Source organism: Clostridium sp. BNL1100 (assembly GCF_000244875.1).
GTDB lineage: Bacteria > Bacillota > Clostridia > Acetivibrionales > DSM-1351 > Ruminiclostridium.
Genome location: NC_016791.1, coordinates 4,164,536 through 4,181,729, shown reverse-complemented (window position 1 = coordinate 4,181,729; position 17,194 = coordinate 4,164,536). Strand labels below are relative to the sequence as shown.

Below are 17,194 nucleotides of genomic sequence, written 5' to 3'. Positions count from 1 at the left end.
GTCAACCCAGTAATATATGGGGTTGCAGCCATTTTTCAATATATATAAGTTTATACTCAGGGACGCCCTTGTGAGTACCAATCTATTATCTTTCTGGCAATACTGACCTTGGGCGGCAGTTCCGGAAGGTTTTCAACGTCGTACCATTCAGCATGGGATATTTCAACCCCGTCCACATTTATTTCTCCGCTTTCATATTCTGCTGTAAAACCAAGCATTAGTGAGTTTGGGTAAGGCCATGGCTGGCTGCCCCAATACTCTACATTTTTAACCTTTATACCGATTTCCTCCATTATCTCTCTTTCAACAGCTTCCTCCAGTGTTTCACCGGCCTCCACGAAACCGGCTATCAGGCTGTGTATGTCACCTTTGAAGGAACGTGCGTGAGCCAGCAATATCTTATTTCCCTTAAAAACTGTGGTAATTACTGCTGGACAAATTCTGGGATAACTTATAAAACCACATTCAGGGCAAACCTTTGCACGTTCGCCAGTGAGGTCTTGTGTTAAAGAACCGCATTTCCCGCAGAAACGGTGGGTTTGCTCCCAAGCAATTACTTGTACAGCCTTACTTGCCAGCAAAAAAGAGTCTTCATCCAGTACTCCGAAGGTTGACCTCAAATCTAAAAAAGACATTCCCGACGGAGCTCGTGTGTTGTCGGTAATAGCGATACAATATGCAGGCTGACCGTAAAATTTCCCCAGATACAACGGGGCAGTTAATACTTGGCTAAGTCCCGCTAATTCACTGTAAACCGGAATTTTTGCACCACTTTCTTCATTTGAAATCAAGAGTTTATTTGAACAAAAAACAAACCAGTAGCCGCATTTGAAATCTTTATTAACATCGGTCACGGCAGGTTCATAATTTTTGTATATATTCTGTGTACGCATAAGCTTACCTCTCAAAAATAAATAATAAGCTTTAGCTTACCATATGAATATATGAAAATCAAATTATAAGGTATTATTTACCCGGTTATGTTAAAATAAATTGTATTCTTAATATTTGGAATATTTTAATAAGAGGAGTGATGTTTTGAAAAAAACAAAAATCAAGGACATAATATTTTATATTATAGTATTTGGTGCTATTGGACTTCTGGCAGCAGTAGCTTTGATTGCTGCTTTTAAATCAGGGCCCTCTGCGCTGAAACTGCCTTTAATCGCTGGGATTGTATATTTTATAGGTGCAGGTGTGGGCTTATTCGCAATATATAGGCTGAATATTCTGACAAAGATAAATAAGGCAGTTTTCGTAATCTCGCTGGCCATGGCTGCTGTAGTGCCTCGTTTGATATGGAATTGGTATATTCAGACTCAGCCTTTTTCAGACTTTTTGCACTTATATAACTATGGTGTTAATGCAAGTCAGGGAGATTTCAAAGGATTTGCAGATTTCTATGCAGTATTTCCTTTTAAAATCGGTTTTGGAATGGTATTGGCCGGACTTTTTTCAATTTTCGGTTCAGGTTTATGGACAATAAAAATCTTTAATATTCTACTTTCATTGGCACTTGTATTTATTATCTATGCGGGGGGTAAAATGCTTTACGGTGAGAGGGCGGGAAGAGTGGCTTCATTGTTGTGTGCCTTGTGGCCTGCACAGATTATGTATACCTCTGTTATTGCCTCCGAGCATGTGTTTCTGGTGCTATTTACTGGTGCGGTATTGCTGACACTTTATTTTATTAAGAAATATACTTACAAAAATCATGGATTTTGGAATGGAAACCTTATGTTACTGGGAGCAGGCTTTATTACCGCTTTAGCTCAGCTAATAAGACCTATGGCAATGATTATGCTGCCTGTTTTTGCAGTGTTTATACTTCTGTATAAACGATACAGAGCTGATAACTTTACCAGTTTGGTATTGGGTATTAAGTCAATAGTGCTTTTTATAGCAGTATATTTTGCAGTTGTTAACCTTATAAACTTGCCAATACAGAAGGCAACAGGTGTTGACATTACTAAATCGGATTCAGGCTTTAATCTGATGATAGGTACAAATAGTAAAGCTAATGGAATGTTTAACAATGAAGATTTTTCATTAATCGAGAAGAATAATTTTGATTTTGAAAAAGTTCAGAAAGAAGCCAAGGACATAGCCTTTAGCAGAATAAAAAACGATCCCGTTGGTTTTGCAAAACTTGCACTTAGAAAATTTGAAATACAATGGGGAAATGAGAATTACGGGTATTACTGGAGTACAATATCATCACAGGGCTCCAAAGCTGAAAATGCGCTAAAGTCACATCCAAGGATATTCTATGCCGTGTCACAGGTATTTTATATTCTGATTATTCTTATGGCTGTTTGTACTTGCTTTTACACTTTGAAGGAGAAACGGTATGATTCCCTGATTATATTAATGATATTTGGAGGACTGCTGCTTTCATACACGTTTCTGGAAGTTCAGTCCAGATACCATATGCCGGTTATCCCGCTTCTGATAGTCTTTGGGACAGGTTTTCTTGAAGCAGGAAAGAGATATGAGATATAAATGCAATCGCTGAACTAAAAGCCAAAGGGCTTGTTGCAAATTGATTTTTATTTTTTTAACCAGTATTTAGGAATATAAATTATATCAATGGAAGCTTGGTTAAAGATATTTGATATGTTTCTCGGCGAACATGGATATTTTACCGGAAAACCTATCACGATGTAGGTTTTAGCGAAACCATGAATCATGGACGATGAATGTGAGCGACGGTAAAACATCCTAAGATGAGCCGCTAGAAACTCTTGCAAATATCTTGGAAGCAATCATTGATATAATTTTATACGGGAGGACTGGTGTTGAAACAAAAAACTTTCTGTTTTGCACCAGCTCTTTTTTAATATCATCTTCATTTAATATCATCTTCAGCTATCTTATACTTCCCACGTTAAGGCGTTTCAACCCCTGATTAGGTATGGTAAAACCAAGGGCTATAAGGACGGCTGCAAACATCCAGAAATAGGCTGTCATCATTGGAACCTCAAACACATTTTCAACAAAGTTAGGAACCACAACGCCAACCATTCCTGCAAAAACACCCTGCGCCATGCTGAGGCTTTGTCGGTCTGCTGTTCTCTTAACCGCACGGATACCCCATGCCAGAGCGTTATATATTAGAATACAGAATGATGCAAAGCCTACAAGACCCATTTCAACAGCAATCTTTAAGAAATAACTGTCAACGTAGAATGCACCCGGTATCTTAAAGTTCTGAGCAACTGCGCCACCGAATTGTCCAAGTCCAAGGCCGAACCAAGGGTGCTGTTTTAGTGCTGCAATACCTATAGACCATCTTGCGATTCTTCCTCCGGCTGCACTGCTTACCATGTATTGAGGACTTAACAGATAGTTTACTCTGTGTGCAATGGTAGGTACTGCAAAATATGCGGCAACAACCAGCAGAGCCAGCAATAAAATGAGTCTCTTATCTTTAAGCCAGAAATACACGCCCATTGCTACCACAAAGCCAATCCAGGCAGACCTTGAAGATGTGAATATAAGAGTTGCAGACATTGCAAGGGTTATTCCGGCAAATACAATTTTCTTAAAAATTTTCCTTTCACTGAAAACAAAGGAAATTGCAACGGGTATCAGCAATACCATAAGGCTTCCCAGAATATTAGGACTTCCTATTATTGAGAAAACTCTTGTTGTTATCCCGGATTCAAGCCTGTCAACCCAGTAGGAGGGCATTTCTGCATGGGTAACATATTGGTAGATTCCATGAAGTCCCAGAATTCCACCGATAAATACCATAATGTACAGAAACCATCTAATGTTCTTACTGGAGGTTACAAGTTGTGCAACAACGAAATACCAAAGCATCTGCTGTACAACTTGTCTGAAGCCGGCAATACCGATTGGCATTATAGGTGAATTAACCAGAACTAAACATATAGAGATTACCACGAAAAATACAAGGGGTATATCTAAAGGTGTTGCAACATAGCCGTCCTGTTTACGGTAAACCACCCATTTGTACAGCCACAGACACAGTGCAAATACAAACAGCAGTTCATCCCAGAAGCTTGCAAGCAAAGCACTTGATATGACATACCTTAATACGTAGTCAATTAACACATAAAACCCCAGAACATATAAGAATTTTGAATAATCAAACATCATTGCAGCAGTAAATATTACGCCTGCAATAAATGCAACCAGCAGAAAGGTCGGTGCAAAAGCTCCGCACACCCCTGCCAGTAATCCCAATATCAATAATATTACAGCAGTTTTTTTATTCATAGTATTTGTTTATCCTTACTGACTATTTAATCAAAAATGTATTGCACAAAGTGCCAGAACATGCTGTTTTCAAGGCAAGCTTTCCATTTTCTCCTGCCGGGTAAAAGTAGCAGGGACACGACTATTCCCAATATAATAAAAGCAGCTTTCATCGTGTTAAATGTTCCTAAAGCCAAAGTTGTTACTCCAAATCCTATACTGAAAAACAGTATCATAAGGGAGAAGGAGGCAAAACTGCCGGAACCTGAAAAAGCATTTCTTATGAAGGAAATAAAAGCACTGGAACTTCCGCAATTTGCACCAAAGTCACACAACTTGTCCCAAAGCCTGTCAAATAATCCGAAAATCCGTGAAAAAACCTTGTAGGTTGCAGAATACTTCAAAGAAGAATCTCTCCCCAGATACCACAAAATAAAACGGTTTATCTGGCTGTTTCTGCACCATCCCAATATGACACACATTACACTAAATAAAACTGAAGCTTTAAACCAGCGGGTTAAGCCGTTGGCTGTTCTGAAAATAACACTTGTACTGGTAAGTTGTTCCATATATATCACCACCTGTTCAAATTAAGTTAACTGATTATTTGGCGATAGTGACCCTTTCAACGTTACCGTCCATTTCCATAGTTTGTGTCTTTACTGTAAATTTCTTACCAAGACAAAGATCCTGTGTACCAACCTTTAATATTGCTGCATTTGTATTGACTTTTGCTTTTACTGTTATATAGATATCCTTTAAAGTAGGATGTTTCTCCATATGAACCTTACCCTGTGCATCTGTTGTCAAATAATCGGAGGGGACGGCTTTAACTTCTGCAATGGTTGCATTTGGAATGTAGTCAGTGCCAAAAACAAGCTGTTGTCCTGCCTTAACCTGACTAATAACTGTATCGGTTCTGAAAGTACATTTTACAACTGCAGTTACTTCTCCCTGTGCAGTAGGAGAAGTAGCTATTTTGGGGCTTAAAACCTTGTATCCAACTGCTGCTACCAATAACAGAACCAGTAAAACCACTACCAGATCTATAATGTTAACCTTCCCGAATAATCTGCCTTTTTCATCAATTAGTTTCATGTTAAAATCCTCCAAGTTACTTTTTAAATGAATTATTTAATACTTCTACCAGTGCCTTTGTAAGCTCTTTTCTTTCAAACTTCTTAACTTCTGCAATTACCGGGTTTACCGGGTTCGTGCCGTTAGTCCAGCAATTATAAAGTTCAATAAGGTTCTTTTTGGTAGTTTCAATATCATTAAAGTCTGAAACCAGACCCGTTTTTGTATCTGTTATGAGCTGTGCTGCTGCACCATGCTCGGGAATTGAAGCTAGTATGGGCCGTTTGGTGTTCATATACTCAAAAACCTTGCCGGTATAAAAAGCTTCAGCACCGGGGCCAGACGGTTCTATAAGCAGAAGAGCGTCAGATTTAATGAGTTCTAAAAGACATTCTCTGTGCTTCATGTATGGCATAAGTGAAACAATTCCATTTAATTTGTAGCTGTCTATAACTGCTTGCAGCTGCTCAACCTTATAATTTCCAATGAGCCTGACATTTATTTTTGACTTGTCCACACTCCCTTCATCAATAGCTCTTTTGAGAGCTTCAAAGAAATTGTCTGGTTTTCTCTTGCCGTATAAAAGCCCGGTATAGGTCAGTGTAAACTTGTCATTTGAAGGTACAATACTTTCCATACCATCAAAATCTTCGTCGTCGTAGCCGTTTGGTATTACATAAAATTTACTTTTGGTTTCAGGGTTGTCCCTCAAAAAGTTTGAAAGCATTACCGGAGTATTGGTAATAAGACAGTCAGCATACTTGAGAACCATTTTTTCCTGATTACGTTCAGTTTTTGCCCTTAGCCCTTTTCTGACATGGTAAGGGTTATTGGTCCATTCGTCCCTGAAATCACAAACCAGTGGAATTTCAGGGTAGTGCTTTTTCAGGTACACACCAAGTAGATGATCGCTGTAGGGGGCCGACGTGGTATATATTACATCTATTTTGTTATCTTTTATTGCAGCCAAAGCCTGTTTACGGGCAAAATGCTGCCACACTCTCTCTGAATCGGGTACTAGAAGCTTGTTTACCACCTTCCCGAAGTATTTGAATATTCCCGGAAGAGCAGCAAAATCACAAGCCTTTGTTCTGATAACCTTTATCCCCTGAGGAATGTCCTTTAAAAGTGTTTCGTCCTTTAAAGCCGCTTTCAAGGCATCTCTGGTTAGTATAACAGGTTCATAATCAAAATTTCTCAAGTATTTAACAAATTTTACAGTTCTTTGAACACCTGAGCCGCCAATAGGAGGAAACTGGTGTGCGATCATAAGTACTTTTTTCATGAGAATCCTTTCAAATTCAAGAAAAGCCCTCCGGAGCCTAAAAACCGAAGGGCAGTCTGTTGTTTTTATGCTCCAAGCAGATAAGCATTGAAGCCTGCTGCTATCAAGGCCGATCTGTCATAGAAGTTTCTTGTATCAAATATGTTGGCTTGTGCCATAAGCGGCTGCAGCTTGGAAAAGTTGATTTTAGCAAATTCATCATGGTTAACACCAAGTATAATCAGATGTCCTCCGCTTACTGCTTCTTCAAGGTCGTTGCAGATAAGCTTATGTGAAGCAATATGAGGATCATAAATACAAACATCAAAACCTGGGTCCTGTTCAAACAGTTCAACCAGTTCCATAACCGGGCTTTCACGCATATCGTCAATATTTGGTTTGTAGGTTGCACCCAGGATTATAACCTTTTTAATTCCGTCAACCGCTGAAAGAATACTCTTTGAGCGATTGAATACGTGATGAGGCATACTGTCGTTGGTTGTTCTGCTGAGTTTGATTATCTTTGCAAGCTCAGGTTCCTTTTCAACAATAAACCAAGGGTCAACTGCAAGGCAGTGTCCTCCAACGCCGGGGCCGGGTTGGTGAAGATTAACTCTAGGGTGTTTATTAGAATATTTAATAACATCCCATGCATTTATCCCCATTTTTTCGCAAAGCTTCGCAAGTTCATTAGCCAGAGCAATATTAACATCTCTGAATGTGTTTTCCATGAGCTTGCACATTTCAGCGGTTGTAGCGTCGGTAAGGAAAATTTCTCCTTTTACAAAAGTTCTGTAGAGATCACGTACAGCTTCGCTGGATGCCGCATTTATACCTCCGACAATTCTATTGTTTTCTACAAGCTCAACCAGAATTTTACCAGGTAATACACGCTCAGGAGAGTGTGCAACCAAAAGCTGGGTTCCTATTTCAAGACCTGATTCCTTTAAAATAGGAAGCATCAGACCTTCAACAGTTCCCGGTGGTGATGTAGATTCCAATATTACAACGCAGCCTTCACGCAGGTAAGGCACAATAGATTCGGTTGCCGAGCGTACAAACCTCATATCTGCTGTCTTGTCAGCATTGATTGGTGTCGGTACCGATATAATAAATACATCAGCTTCCTCAGGAGTGAGCTGTGCTCTCAAATTCCCTGATGTGACAGCTGCCTGTACCATAATGTCCAGATAAGGTTCCTCAATGATTATCCTCCCCTGGTTAAGTGAATCAACAACTTCTTTTTTTACGTCAACTCCTACAATACTGTGTCCGTGTGTTGCGAACATAGCGGCAGTTGGAAGTCCGATATAACCAAGACCGATAATACATATTTTTTTCTTATTGTTAATGACAATCACTTCCCTTATTGTTTAAAAAATGAACATCAAAATTTAATGTAAAAATACTCCAAAAACGAGTATTGACAATATTTTGACACTACAATAGTTTAACATTTCCATTTTTCAATGTCAAATTTTAAGGGGCCATGTATATGATGTTTACATTAAATTAATAAATATTAAAAAGTGAAACATTTTCCTATTTATACCGATATATTTAATATACTAAATTAATCCTTTCGATTGACTATTGATGTATAATTTGAAAATGCGTGTTTATTGTAGTTAGGGGATAAGGCTTAATGCTGCGGAGGCTGAAATGTGGAACATTTTTAATAAAAAGAATAGAGCTCACGGTTTTGACTTAAAGGTTCTTTTCAAAAACGATATCTCATTGCTTACACTTGACGAAAGATGGAACGGACTTTTTAAAAACATGGAAAAAACCAATGATATAATAGAATGTGAAAATCGTATAAAGGAGCTTTTAAAAGAACAATCCCGATTAATCACAGAATCCAAGGAAATTTCAATAAAAAAGAAAGAATGTATGGACAGCATTATTAGGCTTACAACAGAGGTTTTTGACAAAAACAACAAGGAAGCACATACTAAAATGCAGGAATGTGAAAAATCCATAGTAGCTATAAATAAGAAAGTGGAAGAAAATGAAGAAAGGCTTCTGGATATCCCGAAGGAAATCAGGGAGGAAAATCTGCAGCTTTTGGAGTACACTGTAAAGCAGGTGTACTTTTCAATAAGGGAAAATCAGGTGAGGGTCTCGGAACTTGACAAGCTGATTGCGGAAGCTAAAGAAAGCCTCAAAAAAATGATTGAGGAGAGGGAGCTTCTGGCAGAAGATTACTCTGACACATATTCATACTTTCATGATTTGCTCGGAAAAGATGAGTTGCAAAAACTGGATGAAATTTATTTTAGCAAATAGGAAAAAGCAGGTGATTAAGTTTGAAAGCTGTTACCGGAAAAGAAATGGGAATGATAGATAAGTACTGCATTGATAATATTGGGATACCCGGTATTGTACTTATGGAAAACGCTGCTTTAAAAGTAGTAAAACATGTAAACTTATATCTGGAAAAGGAACATCGTTTACCAATACATGCAGTAATAATAGCAGGAAAAGGAAACAATGCCGGGGATGCTTTTGCAGCAGCAAGGCACCTTTGGATTCAGAACGAAAAAATAGAGTTGTATTGCCTTTTTGGTAAGGAAGCTTTAACAGGTGATGCAAAGGTGAATTTTGAGATACTGGAGACTATGGGTGTACCCGTAAAATATTTAGGTGTCAACTCAACACAAGAAGAGCTTTGCACGGATATTGAGAAAGCAGAGTTGGTTTTGGATGGTATTTTCGGAACGGGCTTCAGAGGAGAAATCCAAGGAATAATAAAGCAGGTTGCAGATATTGTAAACAGATACTCTCGTCATACTATTTCCATAGATATTGCCTCAGGTATTGATTCAGCTACGGGCAAAACCTCGGATGCATGTATAAAGGCAGACAAAACCGTTACCTTCCAGCTTCCGAAAATAGGACAGCTGGTTTATCCCGGGGCGGACTATACGGGGGAACTGGTAGTTGAAGGCATTGGTATGCCAAGTCAGGCGGTTGAATATATAACTGAGACAACAACATGGGTTGACCGTGAATATGTCAAATCTTTGATTCCATCTAGAAAAGCAGAATACAATAAAGGCAACTGCGGCAAGGTTGCAGTTGTTTCAGGCTCAACAGGCATGGCCGGCTCCGGCTGTCTTACTGCCAAGGCTTGTCTACGTACAGGTTCAGGACTTGTATATATGGCCATTCCGTCAAATCTTATAAATGTTTGCCAAACGGTTGTACCCGAAGCAGTGGCGGTCAACCTTGCTGACAGCAGTGACATAATCAGCGAAAAGAATCTTGATGAAATAACTGAATTATTAAAAAAATGTGATGTCGCCGCTATAGGCCCGGGTCTTTCTTCCGAAAAAAGTTTATATAATATAATAAAAAGGTTGGCAGAGACATCCGGTTTACCTATGATTCTTGATGCCGACGCTTTGAATATAATTGCACAAAATACCGAACTGTTTGGGGTTTTCAAAAATCAGGTTGTTGTAACTCCACATCCCGGAGAGATGTCAAGACTTACAGGCCTTAATATTTCATATATACAGGATAACCGTATTGACGTGGCAAAAAAGTTTGCAGCACTATGGGGTGTTACTGTTGTACTTAAGGGTGCAAGAACGGTTATTGCAGATAAAAAAGGGCATGTATATATTAATTCTACGGGAAATGCGGGTATGGCTACCGCCGGAAGCGGGGATTCCCTCACAGGCATAATAGCGTCTTTGGTGGGACAGGGAGCCGATTCCGTCTATGCTGCAATCGCAGGGGTGTATCTCCACGGACTGGCAGGAGATATAGCTGCACGTTCGAAAGGTGAATACGGACTTAATGCAATGGATATAGTAGAAAATATACCTAATGCAATACTTGAAACAATTTGATGGACAATATGTTTTCAAAAAACATTATTTGGATATACTAAAAGATAGAAAAAACATAAAGATAAAGTTTTGTGGGGGCAAGAGTAAAATGGAATACAAACTTAACAGGGCATGGGCTGAAATAAGCCTTGATAATATTGCACACAATATTAGAGAAATAAGGAAAATTACCGGCAAAAATGCTGAGATAATGGGAGTAGTCAAGGCAGACGCTTATGGACACGGAGTAATGGAGGTGGCAAAAACCCTACTTGAGAATGGGGCATCACGGTTTGCAGTATCAATGCTGGATGAGGCAATACAGTTAAGGAGAGCAGGTATAGAGGTTCCTATACTTATTCTTGGATTTACTGATCCTATAAGAGCCAGTGAAATAATAGAAAATGATGTGACACAGTCGGTATTCAGCCATGATTTGGCGCAGGCCTTATCCGATGAAGCAGTGAGGCAGGGCAAAAAGGTAAAAATCCACATAAAGATTGATACCGGAATGTCCAGAATAGGATTTCTGCCTGGGTACAGCGCGGTTAAAAACGTTGTTGAAATAAGCCGTCTCCCCAATATCATAATTGAAGGGCTGTTTACACATTTTGCTACTGCCGATGAAAAAAACAGGGAATACACCTATACTCAGTTTGAAAGGTTTATGAGTATTTGCTGTGAGCTTCAGCGAATAGGTATACATATTCCGGTTAAGCACTGTGCAAATAGTGCGGCAATCATTGAATACCCTGAGATGCATCTTGATATGGTCAGGCCGGGGATAATACTTTACGGCATGTACCCTTCTGATGAAGTTGATAAGTCAAAGATTGATTTAAAACCGGCTATGACCCTTAAAGCAAATGTAATTATGGTAAAGGAAGTCGAAAAAAACACCTCCATAAGCTACGGCAGGATATTTACAACCGGCAGAACTTCAAAGATTGCTACAATACCCATCGGTTACGCTGACGGATTCAACCGTATGCTAAGCAATAAGGGGAAGGTACTTATTCACGGTGAGTTTGCACCTGTAGTCGGAAGGATATGTATGGACCAGTGTATGGTGGATATAACTGATATTGGATGTAACGTTGAAGTAGGAGATGAGATTGTATTAATTGGTTCTCAGGGACAAAATAATATTACAGCAGAGGATGTTGCCCACACAATCGGTATGATTAATTATGAATTGGTTTGTATAGTTGGTAAAAGAATTCCAAGGGCTTTTGTCAAAGATGGAAAGATATCGAAAATCCTGAATTATTTGATATAAGCGGATTTGGAGGATTTGGTAATAAAAACTTAATTTGACCTCGCATATGTCGGAATATTATAATACTACTATATGATAACATAAACTATAATTATCTTCTTTGAACCGCATAAAATAATATAAAGGGTTAAAGTAGAGAGTGGGGGTTTAAATTGTCTCAATATAAAAAGATAATGGTCAGTATTCCGGATAATTTACTTGAGGAAATAGATAACATGGTTACCGTCGAAAAAACCAATAGAAGTGAACTCGTCAGAGAAGCGATGATACTTTATTTGAGGGAAAGACGTAAAATTCGTTTGAGGGAAGAAATGAAGCTTGGCTACGAAGAAATGGCTGAAATAAATCTTAAGCTGGCGGAGGTTTGCCTTGCAGCCGACAACGAGCAGCAGTGCAAGTATGAGGAACGGCTTGGGGAGATGGAGGAAACGTGGTAATTAAAAGAGGAGACATTTATTACGCTGATCTGAGCCCGGTTATTGGCTCAGAACAGGGCGGCGTAAGGCCGGTTTTAATTGTACAGAACGATGTTGGCAATAAATACAGCCCTACAGTAATTGCTGCTGCAATTACTTCTCAAATTAATAAAGCTAAGTTGCCGACTCATATTGAAATCGGTGCTCTGGAATACGGTCTTGCAAAAGATTCTGTTATTCTTCTTGAACAGATAAGAACTATTGACAAGAAGAGACTAAGGGAAAAAATAGGGCACCTTGATGATGACCTTATGACAAAAGTCAACAATGCTCTGGAGGTTAGCTTCGGACTTTCTGAAATATAGACATTAATATACGAAAGAGAGGTATTTTATGAGAGGATTGTTTAAGAGAATAAAAAAAGAGTATATAATTACAGCTCTAATACTGATTGGCGGATTCGCATTGCTACATATTGCTCCTGCTGTTATGGCTGCTACAACGCCAACTTCAACAAGCAGTTCCCCAGTTTTGTATGACAAAACCTACATAGATGCTTTGGAGAACGAATTAAAAACTCTTATACAGACAAGCGATGCACAAAAAAAGGTAGTGGAGCTTGAAAAAGAGATTGCTGATCTGAAAGCTAGTATGATTTTCAAAATAATCAAGCTTCAGGCAGGACAGACCCTTATTGGCAGTGAAAGTTGTGAAATTATTGTCAGGACTAAAAACAAAGTTGTTGCTTATGTATCTTCCACAGCAACAGGTGGAGTTTCAAATCTGATATCAGGAAGAGATATTAAAAACGGCGAGACGATACCCGACAATCAGCTTCTTCTCATACCCAAAGCTGACGGAAGAGGTATTAAGGCAAATGCACCTGCAGATATAATGATAAAAGGTACATATACAATCAAATAGTGTTAAACTTACATATAAAATACAATTATTAAGAAAAAGAAGCTTATAGTCGATATTATAAATAGCTTCTTTTTTTGTTTGTTTAAAAACAAGATAACCGTATATATAAAAATAAAAATATTAAAGAGGATAATGACGAAATGAAAAAGAAAACCAAGCCATCAACCAAACTGGATAAAAGGATTGATATTCTGGTCAGGGTCGTGTTAGTTCTGACAATTGCCATAATAGTCTTTTTCTTCGCAATCCGGCCAATGATATTTAAAAAAGACTATTATTTTGAAACCGGCAATGATGTTACTCTTGAAAATTTGGGAAGTGACAAAGGTTCGGATAATTATGATATAGCAGTTATCGGCGACGGTATTGATGGAATCAGTGCAGCGCTGGGAGCAGCGGATGTGGGAGCTAAAACCCTTCTGGTATGCTCTGATAAGGAACTTGGGAGTCAGATGGGAGGTTCCTATGACACAAGCTGGTCACCGGATGTTACTCCAACAGGAAACAACGTAAGCTCAGACATATTTAAAGAAATCAGGTACAAAGCAGGAGAAGCTATAAACATAGGTAATTATCTAAAAACAGTCAAGGAAATGGTCTCAGAGGAAAAAAACCTTGATGTAATGTATGATTCCCAGATTACTGAAATGGCAATTCAAAATGGCCGGATTCAGAAAATAGAGTTTAATACTTCCAAGGGAAAAAGAACAATAACCGCTAAACAGTACATTGACGCTACAAAAGAGGGAGAAATACTTAAACAGGGCAATGTGCCGTATAGCACAGGATATAGCGATATTGGCGTTGAAAATTTGTTCCCCCCTGTATATCTTAATTTCATGATATCGGGAGTTGATTACAAACAGATTGAAAAATTAATGGATGAGCAGAAAATGCTTATTAGCAGCCTATTGAAACAATATAATACAAGTAATTCAAATGTGTCCGTGTCAGGGTTTAATGTATCAGATCAAGGAGACAAAAAGGTTCTTATTGAAGGAATTACCGTTAAAAATGTTGATTTACAAAATGAAAAGAAGATTCAGGAGTATTATAATATTGCTTCAAAAGAATGTATGGACTTGTTTCAATTTCTAAAGCTAAATCTGGAGCCGTTTAAAAATGCCGGAGGATTAAGCATTGCAGCACAATTTATCAGGCCTTCGGCATATCACTTCAAAGGACTTTATAATTTAACACTTGGAGATATACTTACCGGTAAGAGATTCAGCGACAGAATCAGCACTGCGTCGAGACCCGTCACAATGACTATGGAGGACGGAAACGGGTATATCATCTGCAGTCCAAAGATATTTTATATTCCGCTGCGCTCAATGATTCCTCAAGGTTTAACCAATGTTCTTATGACAGGTGATAAAATTTCCTGCTCGTCTTTGGTCCAGAGTGCTATAAATTCAAATTCCAGTAAATCGGGTTCTGGGTATGCCGCAGGAATAATCTCCGCCTACAGCATTTCAAAGAAAATAGATATTCCTCATATAGTTGAGGATTATAATCTGGATACTCAGGCTGAAATAGAAAAGGTGTTACGGAAAAAGGGAATATTTATGTCAGATGTAAAAGAGGACTTAACAAGTCTTACTGCAAACTGGAGTTATCAGTATGCTGAAAAGCTACTTAATATAGGTTTGCTCAGCGGAGGAATTACAAATGATCTTAAATTCAACAAGAAGGCTAAAAGTCAGGACTTTGCATACGTAATATTAAATGGAGTGGTTAGAACCGCACCGGATAAGTATAACTATGATTTTGATGCTACCCTCAGAGTGTATTTAAAGGATGAACCTTTAACCAAGGATAAGCTGGCACAAATACTTTTGGATGTGTCAGGAAAGAAGGTTGCAGATAAAAAATATTATGATGAAGCCTGCAAACAGGGACTTATTGACGATACTCTTATACAGAAGCTTAGAAATAAATCAGATGTAGAATACTCAGAAATGTATTATGCTGCTGTAAAGGCTATAGAGAAGATAACGGGAAAGGCCTTGAAATAAGTTATGTGAAGGAACTAAATGAGGATGTTGCAAAATTAATTTTTATCTTTCTTAACCTATACTAAGGAGTATAAAATGTATCAATGGAAGCTTGGTTAAAGATATTTGAAGATGTTTACCGACGAACACGGATATTTTACCGGAAAACCTATCACGATGTAGGTTTTAGCGACACAACGAATCATGGACGATGAATGTGAGCGACGGTAAAATATCCAAAGATGAGCCGCTATAAACTCTTGCAAATATCTTGGAAGCAATCATTGATATAATTTTATACGGGAGTTAGTTATTTAATCTTAATAAATCCCAATTTTACACCTAAAATATAAAATATGAATTTTGGAAGTCTCAACATTCTTTTGAAACGCCATGGTTCTTTGTAAAGCCTATATAGCCATTCTAAACCATGGTTTCTGAAAAAATCAGGTGCGAGCTTTACATTTTCGGCCAGAATATCAATTGTACCGCCTAACCCCATGCATACCTTAACCTTAAGCTGTTCCTTGTGTTGATGAATCCACTCCTCCTGTTTCGGAGCTCCAAGGCAGACAAAAAGGACATCGGCTCCTGAATTGTTTATCTGGTTAATTATTTCGCTTTCATCTTCCTTTGAAAAGTAGCCGTTTCTGGTACCTACGATTTCAGCTCCAGGATAATCACATATGACATTGGCATTGGCTCTTTCAGGTATACCCGGTTTTCCGCCGAACAGGAAAAACTTTATAGGTCTTTTTGATGAAGCTATAAGGAGATTTTTAGCCAGATCAAAGCCGGACACCTTTTCTGCAACACTTTTTCCCAATATTTTTGAGGCAAGAACTACCCCAGCACCATCTGCAACCAACATGTCTGCAGTATTAAGAATTTCTTTAAGTTCTTTGTTTGTAATTCCGTCCATCATGATTTCTGCATTGGGTGTATATATTGAATGGTTTTGGCCTGATTGTATAAATTCGTAAACTCTTTCAACCGCCTGTTCCATAGTTATATTATCTATATTAATTCCTGCTATATTAACCAGCTTCCTCATAAAAAATAAATAACCTCCATTGTTTGTTAAAAACACTTTAAAGTTTAGATTATCTATATTTATTTGTCAATGTTGTGCAAATCCCCTTAAAAAAACTTGTGGCAGAATATTCTTGTAAATAAAATAACTGTTTATATAATCTAAAAAAACATATATTATGTATATATGTTTTTTTATCTTTATTCAGATGGGAGTTAGTTGTTGAATATGGGAAAAGTACTATCTACGCTTAAAAGCTATTTGCTGATAACATTTGGGGCAGTAATAACCGCTTTAGCAATAAATATATTTCTTGTTCCTTACAAGATAGCACCCGGAGGACTCAGCGGACTTGCAACGGTTCTCTATTATCTGACAAACGGGAAACTAAGTATAGGAATTACAATGCTTGCAATTAATGTGCCCCTTTTTCTCATGGGTTACAAGTTTATAGGAAGAAAATTTTTTATAAGAACTGTGTACGGAACGGTTATTTTATCAGTAATCATCGATGCAACTGAAAAATATATCGGAAATATTGCACAAAAACTTCTGCTTGACGGAACATCGAGTTCTGTGGCTCCCGATATACTGTTATATAGTATAATCGGAGGTTTTTTAAGTGGAATCGGACTTGGCATTGTTCTAAAAATGGATGCTACCACTGGAGGAACTGAACTTGCTGCAAAACTTTTGAACAGGCTGTTTCACAGTCTGACAATAGGACAAATGCTGCTTGCCATAGATGCAATAATAATTATGTTTGCTATTATTGTCTTTAACAGTATTCTAATAGGGTTATATTCGCTTGTAAGCCTTTTTATCACTATTAAAGTAATTGATGCTATTGTTGAGGGTGTAGACTACGCCAGAGCTATTTTTATAATTTCGGAAAAGCAGAATGAAATATCACGAAGACTACTTGTAGAACTTGACAGAGGAGTTACTGAATTAAAGGGTAGAGGAGTTTATTCGGGAAAAGACAAAAATGTACTGCTGTGTGTAGCAGCAAGGACGCAGGTTCAACAGCTGAAAGAGATCGTACATGAGATTGATAAAAACGCTTTTATGATACTTACCGATGTAAGGGAGGTTCTGGGAGAAGGGTTTACAGGAACTGTTTCAAAGTAAATGAAAAAAA

16 protein-coding genes are annotated in these 17,194 nt (G+C 38.1%); 9 read left to right on the top strand and 7 right to left on the bottom strand.

What is annotated here, in order from left to right:
- Nucleotides 1-56: 56 nt before the first annotated feature.
- Nucleotides 57-893, bottom strand: a complete 837-nt coding sequence (nudC, locus tag CLO1100_RS17905; RefSeq protein ID WP_014315180.1) for an NAD(+) diphosphatase — start codon at nucleotides 891-893, stop codon at nucleotides 57-59.
- Nucleotides 894-1,038: 145 nt separating this feature from the next.
- On the opposite strand from nudC, the gene CLO1100_RS17900 reads away from it, so the two are divergent.
- The gene (locus CLO1100_RS17900) at nucleotides 1,039-2,502 is read left to right on the top strand and encodes a glycosyltransferase family 39 protein (RefSeq protein ID WP_014315179.1); all 1,464 of its coding nucleotides are present in this window, start codon (nucleotides 1,039-1,041) and stop codon (nucleotides 2,500-2,502) included.
- A gap of 366 nt (nucleotides 2,503-2,868) precedes the next feature.
- On the opposite strand, the gene CLO1100_RS17895 is transcribed toward CLO1100_RS17900, so the two are convergent.
- From CLO1100_RS17895 to CLO1100_RS17875, 5 genes are all read right to left on the bottom strand, one after another.
- Nucleotides 2,869-4,245 (bottom strand): O-antigen ligase family protein, encoded by a 1,377-nt coding sequence (locus tag CLO1100_RS17895; protein ID WP_014315178.1) that lies wholly within the window; start codon nucleotides 4,243-4,245, stop codon nucleotides 2,869-2,871.
- Between the two features lie 26 nt (nucleotides 4,246-4,271).
- On the bottom strand, nucleotides 4,272-4,793 hold the full coding sequence (locus CLO1100_RS17890; RefSeq protein ID WP_014315177.1) for a hypothetical protein: 522 nt from the start codon (nucleotides 4,791-4,793) through the stop codon (nucleotides 4,272-4,274).
- Between the two features lie 34 nt (nucleotides 4,794-4,827).
- A complete protein-coding gene (locus CLO1100_RS17885; RefSeq protein WP_014315176.1) occupies nucleotides 4,828-5,322 on the bottom strand; it encodes a DUF4330 domain-containing protein in 495 nt (164 codons plus the stop codon).
- 16 nt (nucleotides 5,323-5,338) lie between these two features.
- Nucleotides 5,339-6,586, bottom strand: coding sequence for a glycosyltransferase family 4 protein (locus CLO1100_RS17880; RefSeq protein ID WP_014315175.1), 1,248 nt, complete (start codon nucleotides 6,584-6,586; stop codon nucleotides 5,339-5,341).
- A 65-nt stretch (nucleotides 6,587-6,651) separates the two neighbouring features.
- Complete coding sequence (locus CLO1100_RS17875; protein ID WP_014315174.1) at nucleotides 6,652-7,926, bottom strand: nucleotide sugar dehydrogenase; 1,275 nt, start codon at nucleotides 7,924-7,926, stop codon at nucleotides 6,652-6,654.
- Nucleotides 7,927-8,227: 301 nt separating this feature from the next.
- On the opposite strand from CLO1100_RS17875, the gene CLO1100_RS17870 reads away from it, so the two are divergent.
- The 7 genes from CLO1100_RS17870 (at nucleotide 8,228) to CLO1100_RS17840 (ending at nucleotide 15,041) form a co-directional block, all read left to right on the top strand.
- Nucleotides 8,228-8,854: a hypothetical protein gene (locus tag CLO1100_RS17870; protein WP_014315173.1), complete on the top strand. Its 627-nt coding sequence runs from the start codon at nucleotides 8,228-8,230 to the stop codon at nucleotides 8,852-8,854.
- 20 nt (nucleotides 8,855-8,874) lie between these two features.
- Nucleotides 8,875-10,425 (top strand): bifunctional ADP-dependent NAD(P)H-hydrate dehydratase/NAD(P)H-hydrate epimerase, encoded by a 1,551-nt coding sequence (locus tag CLO1100_RS17865; RefSeq protein WP_014315172.1) that lies wholly within the window; start codon nucleotides 8,875-8,877, stop codon nucleotides 10,423-10,425.
- 88 nt (nucleotides 10,426-10,513) lie between these two features.
- A complete protein-coding gene (gene alr / locus CLO1100_RS17860) occupies nucleotides 10,514-11,683 on the top strand; it encodes an alanine racemase (protein ID WP_014315171.1) in 1,170 nt (389 codons plus the stop codon).
- 152 nt (nucleotides 11,684-11,835) lie between these two features.
- Nucleotides 11,836-12,120 carry a ribbon-helix-helix protein, CopG family gene (locus CLO1100_RS17855; RefSeq protein WP_014315170.1) on the top strand — a complete coding sequence of 95 codons (285 nt, stop codon included), beginning with the start codon at nucleotides 11,836-11,838 and terminating at the stop codon, nucleotides 12,118-12,120.
- Nucleotides 12,114-12,464, top strand: coding sequence for a type II toxin-antitoxin system PemK/MazF family toxin (locus CLO1100_RS17850; RefSeq protein WP_004621433.1), 351 nt, complete (start codon nucleotides 12,114-12,116; stop codon nucleotides 12,462-12,464). The genes CLO1100_RS17855 and CLO1100_RS17850 overlap by 7 nt, the downstream gene beginning before the upstream one ends.
- Before the next feature lie 28 nt (nucleotides 12,465-12,492).
- Nucleotides 12,493-13,023, top strand: a complete 531-nt coding sequence (locus tag CLO1100_RS17845) for a hypothetical protein (RefSeq protein ID WP_014315169.1) — start codon at nucleotides 12,493-12,495, stop codon at nucleotides 13,021-13,023.
- A gap of 140 nt (nucleotides 13,024-13,163) precedes the next feature.
- Nucleotides 13,164-15,041, top strand: a complete 1,878-nt coding sequence (locus tag CLO1100_RS17840) for an FAD-dependent oxidoreductase (protein ID WP_014315168.1) — start codon at nucleotides 13,164-13,166, stop codon at nucleotides 15,039-15,041.
- Between the two features lie 289 nt (nucleotides 15,042-15,330).
- Here CLO1100_RS17840 and CLO1100_RS17835 read toward each other — a convergent pair whose 3' ends face one another.
- Nucleotides 15,331-16,074, bottom strand: coding sequence for a WecB/TagA/CpsF family glycosyltransferase (locus tag CLO1100_RS17835; RefSeq protein ID WP_014315167.1), 744 nt, complete (start codon nucleotides 16,072-16,074; stop codon nucleotides 15,331-15,333).
- Between the two features lie 207 nt (nucleotides 16,075-16,281).
- On the opposite strand from CLO1100_RS17835, the gene CLO1100_RS17830 reads away from it, so the two are divergent.
- On the top strand, nucleotides 16,282-17,184 hold the full coding sequence (locus CLO1100_RS17830) for a YitT family protein (RefSeq protein WP_041700516.1): 903 nt from the start codon (nucleotides 16,282-16,284) through the stop codon (nucleotides 17,182-17,184).
- The last annotated feature ends 10 nt before the right edge of the window (nucleotides 17,185-17,194 follow it).

Excerpts from the sequence above, each read along its gene's own strand:
- CLO1100_RS17880 (WP_014315175.1), bottom strand. The coding sequence starts at position 6,586 with ATGAAAAAAGTACTTATGATCGCACACCAGTTTCCTCCTATTGGCGGC.
- alr (WP_014315171.1), top strand. The coding sequence starts at position 10,514 with ATGGAATACAAACTTAACAGGGCATGGGCTGAAATAAGCCTTGATAAT.
- nudC (WP_014315180.1), bottom strand. The coding sequence starts at position 893 with ATGCGTACACAGAATATATACAAAAATTATGAACCTGCCGTGACCGAT.
- CLO1100_RS17840 (WP_014315168.1), top strand. The coding sequence starts at position 13,164 with ATGAAAAAGAAAACCAAGCCATCAACCAAACTGGATAAAAGGATTGAT.
- CLO1100_RS17845 (WP_014315169.1), top strand. The coding sequence starts at position 12,493 with ATGAGAGGATTGTTTAAGAGAATAAAAAAAGAGTATATAATTACAGCT.
- CLO1100_RS17885 (WP_014315176.1), bottom strand. The coding sequence starts at position 5,322 with ATGAAACTAATTGATGAAAAAGGCAGATTATTCGGGAAGGTTAACATT.
- CLO1100_RS17830 (WP_041700516.1), top strand. The coding sequence starts at position 16,282 with ATGGGAAAAGTACTATCTACGCTTAAAAGCTATTTGCTGATAACATTT.
- CLO1100_RS17890 (WP_014315177.1), bottom strand. The coding sequence starts at position 4,793 with ATGGAACAACTTACCAGTACAAGTGTTATTTTCAGAACAGCCAACGGC.
- CLO1100_RS17835 (WP_014315167.1), bottom strand. The coding sequence starts at position 16,074 with ATGAGGAAGCTGGTTAATATAGCAGGAATTAATATAGATAATATAACT.
- CLO1100_RS17870 (WP_014315173.1), top strand. The coding sequence starts at position 8,228 with ATGTGGAACATTTTTAATAAAAAGAATAGAGCTCACGGTTTTGACTTA.
- CLO1100_RS17895 (WP_014315178.1), bottom strand. The coding sequence starts at position 4,245 with ATGAATAAAAAAACTGCTGTAATATTATTGATATTGGGATTACTGGCA.